At 60.1% G+C, this 20224-nt stretch carries 17 protein-coding genes; 10 read left to right on the forward strand and 7 right to left on the reverse strand.

Going from position 1 to position 20224, the window contains the following annotated elements; translation table 11 throughout:
* Window positions 1–14: 14 nt before the first annotated feature.
* Window positions 15–533, reverse strand: coding sequence for a glycine cleavage system protein R (locus tag F8N85_RS14005; protein WP_150804191.1), 519 nt, complete (start codon window positions 531–533; stop codon window positions 15–17).
* Window positions 534–1008: 475 nt separating this feature from the next.
* On the opposite strand from F8N85_RS14005, the gene F8N85_RS14010 reads away from it, so the two are divergent.
* Window positions 1009–3186 carry a malate synthase G gene (locus F8N85_RS14010; protein ID WP_150804192.1) on the forward strand — a complete coding sequence of 726 codons (2178 nt, stop codon included), beginning with the start codon at window positions 1009–1011 and terminating at the stop codon, window positions 3184–3186.
* Window positions 3187–3302: 116 nt separating this feature from the next.
* Here the strand turns inward: F8N85_RS14010 and F8N85_RS14015 are convergent, their stop codons facing one another.
* Window positions 3303–3749 carry a response regulator gene (locus F8N85_RS14015; RefSeq protein WP_150804193.1) on the reverse strand — a complete coding sequence of 149 codons (447 nt, stop codon included), beginning with the start codon at window positions 3747–3749 and terminating at the stop codon, window positions 3303–3305.
* Between the two features lie 250 nt (window positions 3750–3999).
* On the opposite strand from F8N85_RS14015, the gene F8N85_RS14020 reads away from it, so the two are divergent.
* The 9 genes from F8N85_RS14020 to F8N85_RS14065 all read left to right on the forward strand — a co-directional run bounded on the left by F8N85_RS14020 (window position 4000) and on the right by F8N85_RS14065 (window position 14613).
* On the forward strand, window positions 4000–5940 hold the full coding sequence (locus F8N85_RS14020; RefSeq protein WP_150804194.1) for a putative nucleotidyltransferase substrate binding domain-containing protein: 1941 nt from the start codon (window positions 4000–4002) through the stop codon (window positions 5938–5940).
* Window positions 5937–6644, forward strand: a complete 708-nt coding sequence (locus F8N85_RS14025) for a PolC-type DNA polymerase III (protein ID WP_150804195.1) — start codon at window positions 5937–5939, stop codon at window positions 6642–6644. Before F8N85_RS14020 ends, F8N85_RS14025 begins: the two co-directional genes overlap by 4 nt.
* A 261-nt stretch (window positions 6645–6905) precedes the next feature.
* The gene (locus tag F8N85_RS14030; protein WP_191636182.1) at window positions 6906–7430 is read left to right on the forward strand and encodes an RNA polymerase sigma factor; all 525 of its coding nucleotides are present in this window, start codon (window positions 6906–6908) and stop codon (window positions 7428–7430) included.
* Complete coding sequence (locus F8N85_RS14035) at window positions 7427–8407, forward strand: FecR domain-containing protein (protein ID WP_150804197.1); 981 nt, start codon at window positions 7427–7429, stop codon at window positions 8405–8407. The genes F8N85_RS14030 and F8N85_RS14035 overlap by 4 nt, the downstream gene beginning before the upstream one ends.
* 288 nt (window positions 8408–8695) lie before the next feature.
* Window positions 8696–11110 carry a TonB-dependent siderophore receptor gene (locus F8N85_RS14045; protein WP_150804198.1) on the forward strand — a complete coding sequence of 805 codons (2415 nt, stop codon included), beginning with the start codon at window positions 8696–8698 and terminating at the stop codon, window positions 11108–11110.
* A 59-nt stretch (window positions 11111–11169) separates the two neighbouring features.
* A complete protein-coding gene (locus F8N85_RS14050) occupies window positions 11170–12300 on the forward strand; it encodes a PepSY-associated TM helix domain-containing protein (protein ID WP_150804199.1) in 1131 nt (376 codons plus the stop codon).
* Entirely contained in the window at window positions 12297–12485 is a 189-nt protein-coding gene (locus tag F8N85_RS14055) for a hypothetical protein (protein WP_150804200.1), read from the forward strand. The genes F8N85_RS14050 and F8N85_RS14055 overlap by 4 nt, the downstream gene beginning before the upstream one ends.
* Window positions 12486–12703: 218 nt before the next feature.
* Window positions 12704–13333, forward strand: a complete 630-nt coding sequence (locus tag F8N85_RS14060; RefSeq protein ID WP_150804201.1) for a glutathione S-transferase — start codon at window positions 12704–12706, stop codon at window positions 13331–13333.
* A gap of 275 nt (window positions 13334–13608) precedes the next feature.
* The gene (locus tag F8N85_RS14065; protein ID WP_150804202.1) at window positions 13609–14613 is read left to right on the forward strand and encodes an RHS repeat-associated core domain-containing protein; all 1005 of its coding nucleotides are present in this window, start codon (window positions 13609–13611) and stop codon (window positions 14611–14613) included.
* A 326-nt stretch (window positions 14614–14939) separates the two neighbouring features.
* Here F8N85_RS14065 and creD read toward each other — a convergent pair whose 3' ends face one another.
* The 5 genes from creD to F8N85_RS14095 all read right to left on the reverse strand — a co-directional run bounded on the left by creD (window position 14940) and on the right by F8N85_RS14095 (window position 20139).
* Window positions 14940–16313, reverse strand: a complete 1374-nt coding sequence (gene creD, locus F8N85_RS14070; RefSeq protein ID WP_150804203.1) for a cell envelope integrity protein CreD — start codon at window positions 16311–16313, stop codon at window positions 14940–14942.
* A gap of 246 nt (window positions 16314–16559) precedes the next feature.
* Complete coding sequence (creC, locus tag F8N85_RS14080; RefSeq protein WP_150804204.1) at window positions 16560–17978, reverse strand: two-component system sensor histidine kinase CreC; 1419 nt, start codon at window positions 17976–17978, stop codon at window positions 16560–16562.
* Complete coding sequence (gene creB, locus F8N85_RS14085; protein ID WP_150804205.1) at window positions 17978–18658, reverse strand: two-component system response regulator CreB; 681 nt, start codon at window positions 18656–18658, stop codon at window positions 17978–17980. Before creB ends, creC begins: the two co-directional genes overlap by 1 nt.
* 59 nt (window positions 18659–18717) lie before the next feature.
* Window positions 18718–19224, reverse strand: coding sequence for an ATP-dependent zinc protease (locus F8N85_RS14090; protein WP_150804206.1), 507 nt, complete (start codon window positions 19222–19224; stop codon window positions 18718–18720).
* A gap of 336 nt (window positions 19225–19560) precedes the next feature.
* Complete coding sequence (locus tag F8N85_RS14095) at window positions 19561–20139, reverse strand: DUF2780 domain-containing protein (RefSeq protein WP_150804207.1); 579 nt, start codon at window positions 20137–20139, stop codon at window positions 19561–19563.
* Window positions 20140–20224: the final 85 nt, after the last annotated feature.

Raw genomic sequence — 20224 nt, forward strand, 5'->3', positions numbered from 1 at the left:
CTGTTACTTCAGGTTTACACCTCGCTGCGCAACACCAACTCGACCATCAAATCGTCCGCCAGGGTTTCCAGACGCGCCTGCAATACGTCCAGAGACAAGGTCAGCGGCACCGCCAGAATTGCTTCGGCATGGAACAGCGGCTCGCTGCTCATGGGCGCCGGGCGCACGTCGGTGACCAATTGCTCGAGGTTTACCCCCTGCTCGCTCAACAAGCGTGTGATGTCACGGACAATTCCCGGTCGGTCGTTGCCGACCAGTTCCATGGCGATCGGCTTCCAGGTGCAGGATTGTTCGATGCCGCTTTCGGCAATCAGCACGCGGATTCCATGCGCCGACAATCCTTGCAGCGCATCCACCAGTTCGTCGTAGGCCTCGGCCGGCACGCCAACCCGCAGGATCCCGGCAAATTGTCCGGCCATGCGCGACATGCGACTTTCCAGCCAGTTGCCGCCGTGCTCGGCAATGCATTGGGCAATGCGCTCGACCTGGCCGGGTTTGTCCGGGGCGATTACGGTAAGTACGAGATGGTCCATGGCATAGCCCTCTTGTCATGACTTTTGTAATAGAAGGGGAAGTATAGGCAAGCCTTTATTCTGCGCTTGATTGGCTGATGTCTATCGCCCGGCAAGCCGCTACAGAAAAACAAATCGTGTACTGTTCTTAGATTTATCTGGAACAATCTTATAGTTTTTTGAGAACATCCCATTCCCCAGCGTGACCATACAGCTGGCTCAAGTCGCTAAACGACGTATTTAGTCTAATTTTCACAACCGCTATTCATCATGTAGTATGCCGCAGCGCGCACTACATAACGTTGGATCGATGTCTGCCCAGGCGCCATCGCAACCCCGAAAAGCCCCGTCAGCAAGGCTCTGCCGTTGATTGGATGCACCCAGCCGCCAGCAATGGCATGTACTGGTGCAAGGGGTTGTGGTTTAAATGGCCAGAGGCTTCATTGTTAAATTGAAGAGCTGAAAAGCGAAATAGCTGAGCAGAGTGAGGCAAGCAATGACTGAACACGTTCAAGTCGGTGGCCTGCAGGTCGCCAAAGTCCTGTTCGACTTCGTGAATAACGAAGCCATTCCCGGTACCGGCCTCACCGCCGATAAGTTCTGGGGCGGAGCCGATAAGGTCATTCATGACCTGGTGCCGAAGAACAAAGCCCTACTCGCCAAACGCGACGACCTCCAGGCGCGAATCGATGCCTGGCACCAGTCTCGTGCCGATCAGGCGCATGACGCCGTGGCCTACAAAGCCTTTCTGCAAGACATCGGTTATCTGCTGCCAGAAGCGGCGGACTTCCAGGTAACGACGCAAAACGTCGACGACGAAATCGCCCGTATGGCCGGTCCACAGCTGGTCGTCCCGGTGATGAATGCCCGTTTCGCCCTCAACGCCTCGAACGCCCGTTGGGGCTCGCTGTATGACGCGTTGTACGGCACTGACGCCATCAGCGAAGCCGACGGCGCGGAAAAAGGCAAAGGCTACAACAAGGTCCGTGGCGACAAGGTCATCGCCTTCGCCCGCGCCTTCCTCGACGAAGCGGTGCCATTGGCGGCCGGCTCCCACGTCGACTCCACCGGCTACAAGATCGTTGACGGCAAACTGGTGGTCAGCCTCAAGGGCGGCAGCAATACTGGCCTGCGCAACGACGCACAGCTGATCGCCTTCCACGGCGACGCCGCTACGCCGACCGCGATCCTGCTGAAAAACAACGGTCTGCACTTCGAAATCCAGATCGACGCCAGCACTCCGGTCGGTCAGACCGACCCTGCTGGCATCAACGACCTGCTGATGGAAGCAGCGCTGACCACCATCATGGACTGCGAAGACTCGGTCGCCGCGGTCGATGCCGATGACAAGGTGGTGATCTACCGCAACTGGCTCGGCCTGATGAAGGGCGACCTGTCGGAAGAGGTGTCCAAGGGTGGCAAGACCTTCACCCGCACCATGAACGCCGACCGCCGCTACACCGCGCTCGACGGCAGCGAACTGAGCCTGCACGGCCGTTCCCTGTTGTTCGTGCGCAACGTTGGCCATTTGATGACCATCGACGCGATTCTCGACAAGGACGGCAACGAAGTTCCGGAAGGGATTCTCGACGGCCTGATCACCAGCCTCGCGGCGATTCACAGCCTCAACGGCAACAACTCGCGCAAAAACAGCCGCACCGGTTCGGTCTACATCGTTAAACCGAAAATGCACGGCCCTGAAGAAGCGGCGTTCACCAACGAGCTGTTCGGGCGCATCGAGGAAGTCCTCGAGTTGCCGCGCAACACCCTCAAAGTCGGTATCATGGACGAAGAGCGGCGTACCACGGTCAACCTCAAGGCCTGCATCAAGGCGGCCAGCGAGCGCGTGGTGTTCATCAACACCGGCTTCCTCGATCGTACTGGCGATGAAATCCACACCTCCATGGAAGCTGGCGCGATGGTGCGCAAAGCGGCCATGAAGGCGGAGAAATGGATTGCCGCCTATGAGGACTGGAACGTCGATATCGGCCTGAGCACCGGCCTGCAAGGTCGCGCCCAGATCGGTAAAGGCATGTGGGCCATGCCCGACCTGATGGCCGCGATGCTCGAGCAGAAAATCGCTCACCCGCTGGCTGGCGCCAACACTGCCTGGGTCCCTTCGCCAACCGCTGCCGCACTGCATGCGCTGCACTACCACAAGGTCGACGTATTCGCCCGTCAGGCCGAACTGGCCAAGCGTGGTCGCGCGTCGGTCGACGATATCCTGACCATCCCGTTGGCGAGCAACACCCACTGGTCAGCCGAAGAAATCCAGAACGAACTGGACAACAACGCCCAGGGCATCCTCGGTTACGTGGTGCGCTGGATCGACCAGGGCGTGGGCTGTTCGAAGGTACCGGACATCAACGACGTCGGCCTGATGGAAGACCGTGCCACGCTGCGTATTTCCAGCCAGCACATCGCCAACTGGTTGCGTCACGGCATCGTCAATGAAGCCCAAGTGCTGGAAAGCCTCAAGCGCATGGCACCCGTGGTCGACCGGCAGAACGCCAACGACCCGCTATACCGTCCGCTGGCCCCTGACTTCGACAGCAACATCGCCTTCCAGGCAGCTGTCGAACTGGTGGTCGAAGGCACCAAACAGCCGAACGGTTACACCGAGCCGGTTCTGCACCGTCGCCGTCGCGAGTTCAAGGCCAGGAACGGTCTGTGAAATAAGCGTTAGCGATAGATAACAAAAAGCCCTGATCGGCAACGGTCAGGGCTTTTTTTGTATCCGCGGGAAGCAAGATCAAAAGATCGCAGCTTATCGGCAGCGCCTGCAGGAACCTACGGCGCCACACCCAACTCATGCTTCACCAACGCCAACAACTTGCCGGTATCAATCGGTTTGAGCAGGAAGTCCACCACGTTTAAATGCATGGCGGCGATGGCGTCACGGACATCTGCGTCCCCGGAAATAATGATAATCGGCAGCGCCGCGCGCTCCGACTCGCGCACCTGACGTATCAGATCCAGACCATCGCAGGGTGCCATGCGCAGATCCGTGATGAGCAGGCCAATCGATTTATTCGAGTTCAACAGTTCCAGCGCCGCTTTGCCATTGGCAGCAGTCATGCAGCGAATACCATCCAGGCCAAGGATCTCCGACAACAACTCCCGTGCGTCCCGATCATCATCGGCGATCAACACGCGCTGCGGCGGCAAATCCGGCTCCAGCATGACGGCGCTGAGCGCCTCGCGCTCGGCATCACTCAAGATATCGTGGTCGGACATACGGTTCTCTGCGTTTTCAAATCAATCCCTTGGCAAATGCTCAGACATCACCAAACAGACCTTCAATGTGCACTTCGTCGGATAACTCCAAATAGAGCTTATGACAGTTTTTGCCTGGGCTCTGTAGGGCTTATCCGAAACTTCGATTTAACTTGCTGGCTACCTAGACTTACGTCCAATGGGCACCCGGGCCAGAGGGGTTGAGGATGACTGATGACTCAACCACAACAATTCAAAAAAAACTGCGGTAATGGTTATGAATAAAGAGGATGCCTTCACCCAGGCAGGGAAAACCGCGGTGTTGCAGAACATCCACGGCACCATGCAGTTCCTGCAACGGTTCCCGCCCTTCAATCAGATGGAAAACGCTCACCTGGCCTACCTGGTCGAGCAATGCCAACTGCGCTTCTACGCACCGGGCGACAGCATCATCAAGCCCGCTGACGGCACGGTTGAGCACTTCTATATCGTCAAGCAAGGGCGAGTCGTCGGCGAGCGCCCGCATACCGCCAAGGGCGGCACCGAAACCACCTTTGACATCGCCACGGGCGAGTGTTTCCCGCTTGCCGCACTGCTCGGCGAACGCGCAACCCGCACCGAACACCTGGCGGCCGACGACACGTTTTGCCTGCAATTGAACAAGCTGGCCTTTATCAAGCTGTTCGCGCTGTCCAGCCCGTTCCGCGACTTTGCCCTGCGCGGGGTCAGCAGCCTGCTCGATCAAGTCAACCAGCAGGTTCAGCAAAAAGCCGTGGAAACCCTCGGCACCCAGTATTCGCTCAATACCCGTCTGGGTGAATTGGCCATGCGCCATCCGGTGTCCTGCAGCCCGACGACACCGCTGCGTGAAGCCGTGACCCTGATGCACGAGCAACAGGTCGGCAGCATTGTGGTGGTCGACGAGCACAAGGCCCCGGTCGGCATTTTCACCCTGCGCGACCTGCGCCAGGTAGTCGCCGATGGCACCGGTGATTTCAACCAGGGCATCGAACGGCATATGACCCAGGCGCCGTTTTCCCTGACGCCGGATCACAGCGCGTTCGATGCGGCGATTGCCATGACCGAACGGCATATCGCCCATGTCTGCCTGGTCAAGGATCATCGCCTGTGCGGCGTGGTCTCGGAGCGCGATCTGTTTTCCCTGCAACGGGTCGACCTGGTGCACCTGGCGCGGACCATCCGCAACGCACCTCGGGTGGACCACCTGGTGGCGATTCGCGGCGAAATTGGCCAACTGGTGGAGCGCATGCTCGCCCATGGCGCGTCCTCGACCCAGATTACTCACATCATCACCCTGCTCAACGACCATACCGTGTGCCGGGTCATCGAACTGACCCTGGCCGAGAAAGGCGATCCCGGCGTACCCTTCAGCTGGCTGTGTTTCGGCAGCGAAGGTCGTCGCGAGCAGACCCTGCATACCGATCAGGATAACGGCATCCTCTTCGAGGCCAGAGACGCCGCCCACGCTGCCGAGATCCGTGGCAAGTTGCTGCCGTTGGCGCAGCAGATCAATCAAAGCCTGGCGCTCTGCGGTTTCACCCTGTGCAAGGGCAACATCATGGCCGGCAACCCCGAGCTGTGCCTGTCCCGCGCCGAATGGGCCCGACGTTTCGCGGCGTTTATTCGTGAAGCGACGCCGGAGAACCTGCTGAGTTCGACCATCTATTTCGACTTGAGAGTGGTCTGGGGCGATGAACAAGGCTGTGAGCAATTACGCCACGAGATTCTCGACCAGGTCGCCGACAACCGCCTGTTCCAGCGCATGATGGCCGAGAACGCCTTGCGCCAGCGTCCGCCGGTGGGGCGCTTCCGCGACTTTGTATTGACCCGCAAAGGTAACGAGAAAGCCACCCTGGACCTGAAAGTGCAGGGCCTCACCCCCTTCGTCGACGGCGCCCGACTACTGGCCCTGGCCAATGGCATCGAAGCCAATAATACGCTGGAGCGCTTGCAGCAACTGGTGGCCCGGGAAGTCATCGAACGGCTGGACGGTGCTGCGTACGAGGAGGCCTACCACTTCATTCAGCAGACCCGCATGCAGCAGCATCAACTGCAAACCCGCGAGAACCTGCCCTACTCCAACCGGGTCGACCCTGACAGCCTCAATCACCTGGATCGGCGAATCCTCCGTGAATCCCTGCGCCAGGCCCAGCGATTGCAAAGCAGCCTGGCCCTGCGGTATCAGCTATGAGTCTGTTCTCCTGGCTAAGGCCCGACGGCCCGAAACTGACGCTCGAGCAGCAACAGCGACTGGAGCACTTGATAGCCGCCCCGGAACTGAGCGAATGCAGCCTGCGCGAGCAACGCTGGGTGGTCTTGGATCTGGAAACCACCGGGCTTAACCTGAACAAGGACGTGGTGCTGTCCATCGGCGCGGTGGTGATCGAAGACGGGGCGATCGACTTCAGCCAACAATTCGAACAAACCTTGCAGCGCGAAGATCACAAGCTCAGCCCCGCGGTATTGATCCACGGCCTGGGCCCCAGCGCGATTGCCGCCGGGAGCGATCCGGCCGAAGCCTTGCTGGACTTCATGGAGTTCGTCGGCGACAGCCCGTTGCTGGCCTTTCATGCACCGTTCGATCAGCACATGCTTGGGCGGGCCTTGAAAGACAGCCTGGGTTATCGCTTGCAGCACACGTTTCTCGATGTCGCAGACATGGCGCCGTTGCTCTGCCCCCGAGCGCACGTCAGCAAAGCCGGGCTGGATCAATGGATCGACTATTTCAATCTGCAGGTTGGCGAACGCCACCACGCCAGCGCCGATGCGCTGGCCACAGCAGAGCTGGCCCTGATCCTGTTCAGCCGGGCGCGACAGCAGCAAATTCATAGCCCGCTGAACCTGCAACAACGGCTGAACCAGTGGAAGCGTCGCAAGCAGGCGCATTCGTTCTAGAGTGCGACGCGATTTCCCGTAGCAGCTGGCGAAGCCTGCGTTCGGCCGCGAAGCGGTCGTAAATGGCTTGACGCGGTTTGCCTGGAAAACCGCGGTATCTGAATTGCGACCGCTACGCGGCCGAACGCAGCCTCGCAGGCTCGGCAGCTGCTACGGGAGACATCGCCAGTCTCAGGATCCCGACCAGCGCCAATTGCTTACATCTCCCGCCTCTGACACAATCGCGAATAATTCTCGTTAGTTTAAACTTCTCGATTGGTGATGTTCGTGTCGTCAGCCCAAAGTCCTCACAGTGAGCTTGTCGGCGCGTTGTATCGCGACCATCGCGGCTGGCTGCTGGCTTGGCTGCGGCGCAATGTAGCCTGTCCGCAACGGGCCGAAGACCTGAGCCAGGACACCTTCGTCCGCCTGTTGGGCCGCGATGAACTGAAAACCCCGCGCGAACCGCGGGCGTTTCTGGTGGCCATCGCCAAAGGCCTGCTGTTCGACTACTTCCGCCGCGCCGCACTGGAACAGGCCTACCTCACCGAACTGATGCTGATCCCGGTGGGCGAACAACCCTCAGTGGAAGAACAGCAACTGATTCTCGAAGACCTCAAGGCCATCGACCGCCTGCTTGGCCAACTCTCGAGCAAGGCACGCGCGGCCTTCCTTTTTAACCGTATCGATGGTCTGGGCCATGCTGAAATCGCCGAGCGTCTCGGGGTGTCCGTGCCTCGAGTGCGGCAGTATCTGGCCCAAGGCATTCGTCAGTGCTACATCGCCCTGTACGGTGAGCCGGCATGAACCAGGTCAACTCCAAACCGGTCTCGGCGCGGGTCCTGGATGCCGCCATCGCCTGGCAACTGTCGCTGGACTCCGGCAACGGCAGCGCCATAGAGCGCGAAGAATTCGCCAAATGGCACGCCGCCACCGAGGAGCATGCTCGCGCCTGGCGGCAGCTGGGCATGCTCGATCAACGCTTCAGTGTCGCCAGCGGCCCGGCCCGCTCGGCCTTGTTGCAATCGCGGGAAAGCATTCGGCGCAGGGTCCGCAAGCTCGGTAGCGGGCTGGCCAGTGTGATGCTGGTCTGCGGTCTGACGCTGTTCGCCGGTGAACGTTATCTGCCGCTCGATTACTGGCTGGCCGACCAACGCACCGCCACCGGCGAGCAACGCACCCTGCGACTGGCCGACGGCACGCAGATCAACCTCAACACCCACAGCGCGCTGGATGTGCGTTTTGATGAGAAGCAGCGGCGAATCGTACTGCTGGAAGGTGAAATTCTCATTGAAACCGGCCACAACGATGCCCGGCCGTTTATCGTCGAAACCCGCGAAGGCAAGATGCGCGCGCTGGGTACGCGGTTCCTGGTCAAGCTCGAAGAGCAAGGAACGCGGCTGAGCGTGTTGCAATCGGCCGTGGCCGCACATCCGCAATCGAGTGTTGACGAACAGATTCTGCGTGAAGGCCAACAAGTGCTGATGCGTCGGGACGGCCTTGGTCCACTGCTGGCGCTGAACCCGGGAGCCGACGCCTGGACCCGCGGCATGCTGGTGGTGGATAACGCCCGGTTGGCGGATCTGGTCAACGAACTCGGGCGTTATCGGCGTGGCCATCTGGGGGTCGCGCCGCAAGTGGCGGACCTGCGAATCACCGGCAGCTTCCCGCTGCACGACACCGACCTGGCGCTGACCGCCCTGCTGCCGACCCTGCCGGTGCAGATCGCACAGCACACGCCGTGGTGGGTGACGGTGGTGGCGAAGGCTGAGACCAAACCCTGATTCTGAACGCAGATCCCCTTGTGGCGAGGGAGCTTGCTCCCGCTCGGCTGCGAAGCAGTCGTAAAGCCTGCCAACGCGATTTACCTGATAAAACGAGGTGGCTGGTTTTGGGTCCGCTTCGCGGACCAGCGGGAGCAAGCTCCCTCGCCACAGGGGAGTGATCCACACTCCGCCAAGATGTACCCTCCCACTTTCTGAATCTAAATTATTTTCAATCAGCCCTATCACTTTTTGAATCTCGTCCGGCACATAGGCAATTGAGAAATATTTCCATTCAGGAGCCGCTGTATGTCCCGCTCGCTAGACACCTTGTTGCGCCCCAGCCTGTTGGCCGTCGCCATTGCCTTCTGCGCCCCTTTGGCCAGTACCCACGTGGTTGCCGCCGAACAGGCGTCCAGCGTTCGCGCCTACAATCTGCCGGCGGCGCCATTGGCCAGCACCCTGAACCAGATCGCCAGCCAGGCCGGTCTGGCGCTGAGCCTGAATCCGTCGCTGGCCGCCGGTAAAACCTCGGCACCGGTCAATGGCCAGTTCGACGCCGCCGGCGCCCTGGGCCAGGCCCTGCGCGGCACCGGTCTGCAACTGGAACAAAGCAGCGCCGGCACCTACAGCCTGGTGACCGTTCCTGAGGGGGTGATGGCCCTGCCGGAAACGGCGGTGATCGGCGTGGAAAACAGCGAAAGTGCCTGGGGACCAGCCGCCGGTTTCGTGGCCACTCGAACCGCTGCCGGGACCAAGACCGATACCGCCATCGTTGAAGTCCCCCGCTCGATGACCGTTATCACCCGCGAACAGCTGGATGAGCGCCAGGTGCTCAACCTCAATGACGCACTGCGTTACACCGCCGGCGTACAGAGCAGCGGCTACGGCTCCGACTCCCGTGCCGACTGGCTGCGCGTGCGTGGCTTCGACCCGACCCAGTTCCTCGACGGCCTGCCGCTGCCCAAGGGCTCGTTCGCAAACCCGAAAGTCGAGCCCTGGAACCTGGAGCGCATCGCCGTACTGCGCGGCCCGGCCTCTTCGGTCTATGGCCAGACCCCGCCGGGCGGCATGCTCGACATGGTCAGCCGTCGTCCGCAGGCCGAAAGCGCTCACCAGGTCGAAGCCCAGGCTGGCAGCAACGAACACAAACAGATCAACTTCGACAGCACCGGCAAGATCGATGACCAAGGCCAGTTTCTCTACCGCGTCAGCGGCGTAGTGCGCGACAGTAACGCTCCGGTCGACCATATCCCGGACAAGCGCTACAACCTCGCGCCGAGCCTGACCTGGAACATCAATGAAGACACCAGCCTGACCTTCATCTCCCAGTACACCCGCGACGATACCGGCATCACTGGCCAGTTCCTGCCGCTGCAGGGCACCAAGCTCAGCTCGCCGGCCGGGAAGATTTCCCATCACAAGAACCTCGGCGAGCCGGACTGGGACTACTACGACCGCACCTACTACGCCCTGGGTTATGCCTTTGAACACCGTTTGAACGACGTCTGGCAATTCCGTCAGAACCTGCGCTACACCAAGAGCGACCTGGAATTCCAGGCGGTGAACGTCAACACCTTCAATACCGTCGACGCCGATGGCAACGTCAACCGTGAGTCGGGCATCGTCAACGAAGACATCAGCCAGTTCGCGGTCGACAACAACTTCCAGGCTGACTTCGCCACCGGTGCAATCAGCCACACCCTGTTGCTGGGCCTGGATCACCAGCGCTCCAACACCAATTACCAGTGGCTGTACGGCATGGGCGTGCCGCCGATCAACGTCAACAACCCGATCCACGGGGCGGACATGTCCGGCGTCACTTACTTCGCCCTGCAGGACTTCAACCAGAAGACCCGCCAGACCGGCCTGTACGTCCAGGACCAGATGGCCTTGGACAACTGGCGCCTGACCCTCGGCGGTCGTGAAGACTGGGTCCACACCGGCACCACCTTCTACAACAACAACGATGTCACCAACACCCAGCGCGACAAAGCCTTCACCGGCAACGTCGGCCTCAGCTATGTGTTCGACAATGGCGTGACCCCTTATATCTCCTACACCGAGTCCTTCCAGCCGAGCATTGGCGCCAGCGTCTCGGCCACCGAGTCGTTCAAGCCGACCGAAGGCCGTCAGTACGAAGTCGGGGTCAAGTACCAGCCGGTGGGCAGCAAGACCCTGCTGACCGCAGCGGTCTACGACCTGCGCCAGGAAAACGTGAACGTGACCGAAGGCAGCCTCACCCGCCAGGTCGGCGAGCTGCAGGTTCGCGGGCTTGAACTGGAGGCCACCACCGAGGTCACCGACAACTTCAAGGTCATCGGCTCCTACACCTACACCGACACCGAGATCCGCAAGGGTCTGGCCACCGAAGTCGGCAACCGCATGGCGCTGATCCCGCGCAACCAGGCCACGTTGTGGGGTGATTACACCTGGCACGCGGGTCTGCTCGACGGTTTCGGCGTAGGTGCCGGGGTACGCTACGTGGGTGACACTTATGGCAACGCCACCAATACCGATGTTGCCCATGTCAGCTCTTACACCGTCTATGACGCCGCTGTGCATTACGACCTCGGGCGCCTGGACAACAGCATGAAGGGGGTCACGGTCGCGGTCGAAGCCAAGAACCTGTTCAACAAGGATTACCTGTCCAACTGTGACGGTTACTGGTGCTACTACGGCGACGAACGCAACGTCGTTGCCAGCGTTAACTACAAGTTCTAAGCCGCACACCATGATTGAAGGGCCACCGTGCGGTGGCCCTTTTTGCATTTGGATAACCGATGAAAAGCACAACCATCCGCCGCTGGTCCTTTATCCACACCTGGACCAGCCTGATCTGCACCGTCTTCCTGTTGATGCTGGCATTGACCGGCTTGCCGTTGATTTTTCATCACGAGATCGATCACCTGCTGGGGGACGCGCCCGAGCTCAAGCAGCTGCCGGCCGACACCGCGCGGCTGGATTTACAACAGCTGGTGCGCGCCGCCGAGGCCCATCGGCCGGGCGAGGTGATGCAGTATTTCGGTTGGGATGAAGAAGACCCCAACGGCGTGATCGCGATCATGGCGCCCACCGCCGGCACCGAACCCAACTCGTCCCACACCTTCATGCTCGACGCCCGCACCGGAGAAGCCCTGGAAGTCCCCTCGGCCAATGGCGGGCTGATGATGGTCATGCTGCGTCTGCACGTGGACATGTTCGCCGGTCTGCCGGGCAAATTACTGCTGGCGTTCATGGGGATCCTGTTCGTGTTGGCGATCATTTCCGGCACGGTGCTGTACCTGCCGTTCATGCGCAGGCTGAAATTCGCCACGGTACGCCAGGACAAATCCACCCGCCTGCGCTGGCTCGACCTGCACAACCTGATCGGCGTGGTCACCCTGACCTGGGCGCTGGTGGTCGGTGTCACCGGGGTGATCAGCGCCTGCGCCGACCTGCTGATCGCCGCCTGGCGCAATGACAGCCTCAGCGCAATGATCGAACCTTACCGCGGCGCCCCGCCGCTGACCCAACTGGCGCCAGCCAGCCGTTTGCTCGAGATTGCCGAAAGCGTGGCGCCAGGCATGCAGCCAGACTTCATCGCCTTCCCCGGCACGCGGTTTTCCAGCGAGCATCACTACGCGGTATTCATGAAAGGCAGCACCCACCTGACCTCGCATTTGCTGACCCCGGTGCTGATCGACGCCAACACCCTGCAGGTCACCGCCGTCGCCGAACGGCCGTGGTACATGGACGCCATGGGCATGTCGCAACCACTGCACTTCGGCGACTACGGCGGCATGCCGATGAAGATCCTCTGGGCGGCGCTCGATGTGCTGACGATCATCGTCCTGGGCAGCGGCGTGTATCTGTGGGCAGTGCGGCGCAAGGCGGCAAAACCGGTGATCGCTGAAGTGGAAACTGCCTCGTGAAGCCCAGACAATCGAACTTCTGGAAGGTCTTCGGTACGCCCATGGTCCTTGGTCTGTTGACTGCCACCGGACTGTTCGCCGCGCTGCTCGGGGAGGGTGTGTGGGATGGATTGAGCTGGATTGGCTTGGGGATGCCGGCGGTGATTGGGTTGCGGGGGTTGTTCAAAGGGCGTGCTCGGGGCTGAAATTCTTGGTGCCTGACAGGACCCCATCGCGAGCAGGCTCGCTCCCACACTGGATCGGCCGCTGATCACAAGTCTGTGGCCAACCGAAAACCCTGTGGGAGCGCGCCTGCTCGCGATAGCGGCCCCACAGGCACCGAATCATTCCCCGATTCAAACCCCTCGCCAGCCACCACAGAACTTAATAGGCTAACCCCCTGCCCATCCTGTGAGAAAAACCCATGTCCGCCCCCAGCATGACCTTATTCCACAACCCGGCTTCGCCCTACGTTCGCAAAGTGATGGTGCTGCTCCACGAAACCGGCCAACTGAATCGCGTAGCGCTGCAAAACAGCCAACTCAGCCCGGTCAGCCCGGACGCCGCCCTCAACCGGGACAACCCGCTGGGCAAAATCCCGGCCCTGCGCCTGGCCGACGGCAACGTACTGCACGACAGCCGGGTGATCCTCGATTACCTCGACCACCAGCACGTCGGCAACCCGCTGATCCCCCGCGACGGCTCGGCCCGCTGGCGGCGCCTGACCCTGGCCTCGATGGCCGATGGAATCCTCGACGCCTCGGTGTTGGTGCGATACGAAGTCGCCCTGCGCGCCCCGGAAAAACACTGGGACGAATGGCTCGAAGCCCAACGCGAGAAAATCCGCCGCGCCCTGGCCGTGTTCGAAGCCGATGCGATCGCCGAACTCACCTGCCATTTCGACGTCGCCGCCATCAGCGTGGCCTGCGCCCTCGGCTACCTGGACTTCCGCCATCCAGACCTGAAATGGCGTAAAGCCAACCCGAAACTCGCCGACTGGTATGCCGAAGTCAGTCAGCGGCCGTCGATGCTGGAGACCCAGCCACCGGTTTGAATAAGCAGTGACTGACCTGCCCTCATCGCGAGCAAGCCCGCTCCCACGGATTCAGGTCTGCTCGCGATAGGGGAATCAATGCAAGACCAATGTGGGAGCGAGCCTGCTCGCGATAGCACCACCCCGGATCCAGACGAAACAACCCAGCACTCCGTGTCGCCAACTTCTGATACTCCTGCAAGCCCAAAACCCTAGCAGTTCTGCTAGCTAGGCAACGACTGAAAAAACGCCGATGCTGAAGGCCAGCTTTTTGGACCTTGCACGGAGCTCAGCCAATGTCTACTTCCCCTCGCGAAACCGTACTGTGTCGCTACCACCACGATGCCCTTGACCGCTTGGCAGACTGCACGCTATTCGAAGAACCCGGCATCCAGCGCTTTTACTGCGAATCCCGCCTGGCCACCGAAATACAAGGCCCGGTGCAATGCAGCATTTTCCAGCACGACGACCAACTGTTGGCGCAACAGCAGTCCCAAGGTGGCCGGATTGACACCCACTTACTGGCAACCGATCAACAACGTTCGGTATTAAACGCGCTCGACGCGACCCGGCCTCACCCCCTCACCTATGCACCTTACGGCCATCGCCCGCAGGAGAATGGTTTACTCAGCTTGCTCGGGTTCAACGGCGAACGACCGGATCCGATAACCGGGCATTATCATTTGGGCAATGGTTACAGGCAGTTCAATCCGGTGTTGATGCGGTTCAACAGCCCGGACAGTTGGAGTCCATTTGGCAAGGGAGGGTTGAATGCGTATGGATATTGCGCTGGGGATCCGGTAAATCAAAGTGATCCGACTGGGCACTTTTCGGTGTTTGGAATTTTAAAATTAGCTTCCTCCGGTGCGCTCTTAACAGGGATAGCTGGGAGTGTTGCTTCGAAATTCATAAAAGATGAGGATATAGCTAACCCGCTAAGAATCACTTCAATCGCTCTTTTAGGTGTGTCCGCAGTAGCACTAGGCCTTGCTGCCATGGGACCTCGGATAATGGCGAAATTCAACGCACGTCCGGCGCAAATCAATGCACGTAGGGCGATGGACTCGCGCCGTTCAGTGAATACACCTCCTGAGGCCTTTGAGATGCAGCCATCAACAAGGCCCAGATCTCAAACTACCCAAAATCCGGCAAACCACACACCTGCCAGCCAAGGTAACTTTGAAAATACCCGTCATCTGCAAGGTGATGCGCAACCTGGAGCGCGTGTCCCCGGACCACAGTCCAATGCAAATGAAAATGCAGCTCTCAACCCCAACCTGAAGGAACTTCGTCAAAGTTGATGAACCTCTCGGCGTAACGTGCTCGCAAAAACAGACCTTACTGAAGCCGCCGCTCGGAGACGAGCGGCACCCTAGCAGTTCTACTAGTAGGCAAAGACTGAAAAAATTCCGATGCTGAAGATCCATTTTTTTGGGCATTGCATGGAGCTCAGTCAATGCCTACTTCCCCTCGCGAAACCGTACTGTGTCACTACCACTACGACCCGCTGGGCAAAATGTAGAGGATCCTGACCACCCCGCGACGGTCTTGACGTACAGGAAACAAGCTGGCGATTTTAATCGCCAGCTTTGCCCCCACCACTTGATCCTCCCGCAACCCCAACGACCTACTCACGGGTCACCTCGATATCAAACTCCAGTGGCTTGGCTTTGCCCTGACCAATCCCATACCAGTCAAGTTTGCGAGTCAGCACCATAAACACACCCAGCAGCCCAAACAGCAGTAACGAGCCCATCAGCAACGCGTAGTCCTCGGCACTGAGCAAGCCATACAGCAGGCCATACAACGCCGCCAACCCTCCCGCGAAACTCAAGCCGTGCCAAAGACTGCGCAGCACATGGCTGACATAAAAGCCGATCAACACCACGCAGGCGGCAGCTGACAACATATAAGCCAAGGCAAACCCGATGTGCTCGGACAGCGACAACAGCAACAGATAGAAAAACGCCAGCGCCACACCCACCAACGCGTACTGGATCGGATGCACTGCCATGCTCTTGAGCACTTCGAACAGGAAGAATCCGGCGAAGGTCAGGGCAATGAACAGCAGCGCGTATTTGATCGCCCGGTCGCTCTTGAGGTACTGATCCACCGGTTCGATGAAGCTCACCCCAAAGCTGCGGCTCTTGAATTCTTCGCATCGCTCGCTGGCCAGGCAGTTGGACAGGGCTTCTTCGAGGTTGGTGGAAAAGAACGAGGTCTGCCAATTCGCGGTAAACCCTGCTCCGGTGATTTCACGCTGGGTCGGCAGGTAGTTGCCGATAAAGCTTGGGTGAGGCCAGTTGGCGGCCAATTGCACCTTGCTGGTTTTGCCGACCGGGATGATCTGCAACTGCCCGGTGCCTTGCAGGCGCAAGTCAAACGCGAACGCCAGTTGCGTGGCCTGCCTGACGTCCCGCCCCGGCAACGGCACATGCACACCCTCACCCAGCCAGCTCACTTGTGAGCCCGGGACAAAGTCCAGGTTCTGGCCATTGAGTTCCAGTTTCAGGGCATTCTCGATCCCTCGAATATCGCTGATACCGACCGCCAGAAATGCCTGATCGAACTGATAGTCGACGAAATCTTCCTTGATTCCCCACTGCTCGGGAAGCGCGAAATGACCGCTGATGCGGTTGTCGGCATGGAACAGCCGCGCCTGATAAATCCCCCGCGCCCGCAATTCGGTCTGCACCTTGCCGTCTAGTTCAAAACGCTCCGGCAGGAAATACAGCCGACCGCGTTCTTCGCCGATTTCCTGGTAGCGCTTGCTGGTTTTCTCATTGGTTTTCCAGGTGCGCACCACTTTGCGATACGGCACCACCATGATCGGGCCGCTCAGCTGCTGGCTGTAGCTGGAACTGCGTGCGATGTCTTCAAGGACACCGTCGCGCAGTTGCTGACGGTCATTGATGATGCCGTTGATCATCAGCAGCGGAATCAGCAACAGCAGAATCAAAAGGGCAATCGCCCCCAGTTTTAAAGTCAGGCTGCGGTTCATGGATCTCTCCCTGTTTGGATGGGGAGAGTCTGTGGTGGTTGTGTGGGGGTTTTGTGGGGGGAATGTGGAGAGTGAGTGGAGAAAAAAGATCCGATCTGTGAACCGTACCCCTGTGGCGAGGGGGCTTGCCCCCGCTCGGCTGCGAAGCAGTCGTAAAAGCGGAGAATGAGGTGTATCTGACGAAACACAGTCGTATTTTTTGGGGCTGCTTTGCAGCCCAGCGGGGGCAAGCCCCCTCACCACAAGTCAGGGCAGACGCAATGTCACCTCTACCCCACCCGGTACGTTGCCGATGTGCAACTCGCCACCGTGCAACTGCACCACTTCTTCAACAAAATTCAACCCAAGCCCGGTGCTTTTACGCCCGCTGTCCGGGCGCGCCAAGGAGTAGAAGCGCTCGCTCAAGCGCGGCAAGGCGTAATCGGGAATCGGGTCGGCCTGGTTGAACAGTTTGAGCTCGATCTGCTCACCCACCTGCTCGGCGCTGAATCGCAACACCCCATGAGACGGGATGAAATCCAGCGCATTCTCCAGCAGATTGGCCAATGCCTGACGCAACAAAAACGGCTCGCCCGACAGGCTCAATCTCGAAGCCACCTGCTGCTCGACCTGTAGATGCTTACGCTCGATCCGCGCACTCCGGGCACTCAGCAACTCTTCCAGCAGCGGCACCAAGGGTACTGCCACCCGCTCCTCCAGCCCCTGGCGCTGCTCGACCAGTGCCAGGTTCAACAGTCGCTCGATCAACTGCTGCATGCGCGCGCTTTCGCAATTGATATTGCTGACGAAACGCTGCCGTTGCGCCAGCGACATTTCGTCCTGGAGCAATTCGGCGGCGCCGCGAATCGCCGCCAGCGGGCTCTTCAATTCATGGGTCAGGGTGTGGACATAACGTTCGACGTAAGCCTTGCCTTCAAGCTGAGTGCGCATGTGTTCGACCGCCGTGGCCAACTGCTCCAGCTCGCCACCGCGATACTGCGGCAACTCGGCGCGGCGGCCCTCGCTGACGGCCTGGGCATAGGCGGTCAAGCGCCGCAGTGCTGCGCTGAGCCACCAGGACAGCGCGGCGCCGAACAGCAAACCGAGGCCGATCAACCCCGCGCCGTACCACAACAGACGCCGCTCGGTGCGGTCGACGTAGGGCTGCAACGAGCTGTTGGGCTTGGCCACGGTGACCGCGCCAATGATCTGGCCGTTGTCGCGGATCGGCGCGCCGACGTGCATCACCGATGAGTCGGGATCTGCCGGATCGTTGCGGGTCGAGCGGGCGCCGTATTCGCCACGCAGGGTCAGGTACACGTCGTTCCAGCGTGAATAATCCTGCCCCACTGCCACGCCGCTCGAGTCCAGCAGCACGATGCCTTGGGCATCGGTGACATAGATGCGGTGATTGACCTGATTCTTAGGCAAGCCCCAGATGGTCGCCGCCGGTTGCCGTTCGCCGTAGGCCTTGAGCAGGTCCGGCCAGCGGCTTTGGGCAAGCGTCCCGGACTTGAGGTCATCGCGCAGGATCTCGGCCATCAGGTTGGCGGTGTCCACCAGGGTTTCCTCGGTGGACTGGCGCACGCCCGGGCGGATTTCTTGCATCACCGTGCTAAGCACAAAATAGCCGGTGAAGCTGATAAACAGCAGATACACCAGGAAAATCCGGATACCCAGCGGCATCAGCTGTGCCCCGGGCGGTAGCTATAACCGAGACCGCGGTGGGTCTGGATCGGCTCGGCGTCGGCAACCACCATGCGCAGTTTCGCCCGCAGGCTTTTGATATGGCTGTCGATGCTGCGCTCGTAACCGGCATCGGCGGCGACACCCAGCGCATCCAGCAACTGCTCGCGGCTGAAGACCCGTTCGGGTTGCTCCAGCAGGCATTGCAGCAGACGGAATTCATGACGGGTCAGGCTCAGCAGCTGGCTGCGATAGCTGATTTGCACACGCTCGCGGTCTATCTGAAACACCCCGGTGGCCACAGCGGCGGTGGCTCGCGGCAGGACACGCTTGAGAATCGCCCGTACCCGCGCAGCGACCTCGCGAGGGCTGAACGGCTTGACCACATAATCGTCAGCGCCGATTTCCAGCCCCACCACCCGGTCGATCTCGCCGTCGCGGGCGCTGAGAAACATCACCGGCACTTCGCTGAAACGTCGCAATTGCTTGCAGGTTTCAAAGCCGCTGATATCCGGCAGGCCGATATCGAGAATGATCAAGTCCGCCGGAGTACTGCGCTGATGCTCCAGCGCCGCTTGCCCCAGGCTTAGCCAGGTGGTGGTAAAGCCCTCGCCCTGCAAGGCGAAAATCAGGGTATCGGCAATCGCGGCTTCGTCTTCGACAATCAGGATATGGGGCATGGCATCCGAGCACAGAGTTTTCGTTGCCAAAAGGTGCAGGATCGTTCAATCGCCGTCAATCAGCAGTCGGGTTTGTCAGCCGTAAACCGTTTCGCCGGATTCACCGCCGCACCAAACTCGCGCAACGCCTTGGAGCCGATCAGCAGCGGGTAGTTGAAGCTGCTGCGATCGGTCAGGTTGACCTCGACGGTGCGTTTGACCTTGCCCAGGCACAACTCCAGATCGACCACCGGGCGTTTGGTGGGTGCGGCCGTGTCCTCGTCATCCTCGTCTTCTTCGGTGCGGGTTTTGATTTTGCTGATCCGCGCGACCTTGTGCTCGTAAACCTTGTTGCTCGCGCCTTTGGTGGCCAGGCGGAAGCGCACCCAGTCTTCGCCATCACGGGTAAAGGTTTCGATGTCCTTGGCCGACAGCGAGGCGGTCAGCGCGCCGGTGTCCATTTTGGCCTTGAGGGTTTCACCGCCGATTTCCGGCAATTGGATGTATTCGTAGCGCCCGTAAAGGGTCGGCTCGGCGGCCATGACCGGCAGGGCCAGGAGGGATAACAGTGCAAGGACGGATTTCACGATGGGAGGGTTCCTTTTGGGAATGGGCAGCGAGATTTTAGATCCTTAACCCTATAATTCGTTCGTTCTCGAGATCGCTTCGCGGGCAAGTCGGATCGCACCGCCGCTCCCACTGGGGATAGGCGATCAACTGTGGGAGCGAGCTTGCTCGCGATAAGGTCAGGGACCTTCCAGCAATCTACAACTGAACCCCACCCTACCCAACCAAAGGTGAAACATTCGTCATTGCCCGGATTGACCTGTTGCCCGAAGCAAGGATCTGGCGTTCACCATTACCGCCTGCTAGCTGCTCAAGCGCCAGCCGCTGACCGCGGTCAACTACCGAGCGCCGTTAAGTCAGCTGCCGATACCGGTGCCCCAGATTCCACCCAGGTTTTGCAGCAGCGAGCCGCCCACGCCCTGCTGACCGAGATACTGCAGGATCACCGGGGCAAACTGGCCGATCATGCCGCTGTCCATGCCCAAGGCGCTGAAGGCGTTGTTCAGGTCGTTGGTGTCTTTGACGTTGCCCAGCAAACCGTCCAGCGCCGACGACTCACCGGACTTGCCGAGCAACCCGCCCAAAGCGCCCAAGCCACCCAAGGCGCCCAGCGCGCTATTGCCCGAGATCTGATCCAGGCCCGGCACGCTTTTGCTCAGCTGCGAATAGTCGGTGGAGCTCAACTGATTTTTTGCCAGCCCAAGCATGGCGCCGGTGCCGCCGATCGCCTGCTCTGGGGTGATGTCGAGCTGCGAACCCAAGGTATTGAGCAAGCCGGCCGCTTTTGGTGCTGCCTCCACTGTCGCGTCACCTTTGTTATTCCCTTGTGCACCGGAGACTGCGTTGGCCACATCGTCCAGGTTGAAAGCCGCGAAGACCGGGCTTGCGGCCAGGGTCATGAGCGAAGCCAGTGCAACACCGCGTGAAATCTTCATCGAGACAACCTCTTGGGCCATGAAAACCACTGCGCAATGAGTGGTGCAAAACAGTCAGTTGGACTGGCGGGAATGGGGTTTGTTC

Origin of the sequence: Pseudomonas fluorescens (assembly GCF_902497875.1) — a bacterium.
Classification (GTDB): domain Bacteria; phylum Pseudomonadota; class Gammaproteobacteria; order Pseudomonadales; family Pseudomonadaceae; genus Aquipseudomonas; species Aquipseudomonas fluorescens_BR.

Coding starts and splice junctions, on each gene's coding strand:
- F8N85_RS14095 (WP_150804207.1), bottom strand. CDS start 20,139: ATGAAGATTTCACGCGGTGTTGCACTGGCTTCGCTCATGACCCTGGCC.
- F8N85_RS14025 (WP_150804195.1), top strand. CDS start 5,937: ATGAGTCTGTTCTCCTGGCTAAGGCCCGACGGCCCGAAACTGACGCTC.
- creD (WP_150804203.1), bottom strand. CDS start 16,313: ATGAACCGCAGCCTGACTTTAAAACTGGGGGCGATTGCCCTTTTGATT.
- F8N85_RS14050 (WP_150804199.1), top strand. CDS start 11,170: ATGAAAAGCACAACCATCCGCCGCTGGTCCTTTATCCACACCTGGACC.
- F8N85_RS14015 (WP_150804193.1), bottom strand. CDS start 3,749: ATGTCCGACCACGATATCTTGAGTGATGCCGAGCGCGAGGCGCTCAGC.
- F8N85_RS14060 (WP_150804201.1), top strand. CDS start 12,704: ATGTCCGCCCCCAGCATGACCTTATTCCACAACCCGGCTTCGCCCTAC.
- F8N85_RS14010 (WP_150804192.1), top strand. CDS start 1,009: ATGACTGAACACGTTCAAGTCGGTGGCCTGCAGGTCGCCAAAGTCCTG.
- creC (WP_150804204.1), bottom strand. CDS start 17,978: ATGCCGCTGGGTATCCGGATTTTCCTGGTGTATCTGCTGTTTATCAGC.
- F8N85_RS14045 (WP_150804198.1), top strand. CDS start 8,696: ATGTCCCGCTCGCTAGACACCTTGTTGCGCCCCAGCCTGTTGGCCGTC.
- F8N85_RS14005 (WP_150804191.1), bottom strand. CDS start 533: ATGGACCATCTCGTACTTACCGTAATCGCCCCGGACAAACCCGGCCAG.
- creB (WP_150804205.1), bottom strand. CDS start 18,658: ATGCCCCATATCCTGATTGTCGAAGACGAAGCCGCGATTGCCGATACC.
- F8N85_RS14065 (WP_150804202.1), top strand. CDS start 13,609: ATGTCTACTTCCCCTCGCGAAACCGTACTGTGTCGCTACCACCACGAT.
- F8N85_RS14030 (WP_191636182.1), top strand. CDS start 6,906: ATGTTCGTGTCGTCAGCCCAAAGTCCTCACAGTGAGCTTGTCGGCGCG.
- F8N85_RS14020 (WP_150804194.1), top strand. CDS start 4,000: ATGGTTATGAATAAAGAGGATGCCTTCACCCAGGCAGGGAAAACCGCG.
- F8N85_RS14035 (WP_150804197.1), top strand. CDS start 7,427: ATGAACCAGGTCAACTCCAAACCGGTCTCGGCGCGGGTCCTGGATGCC.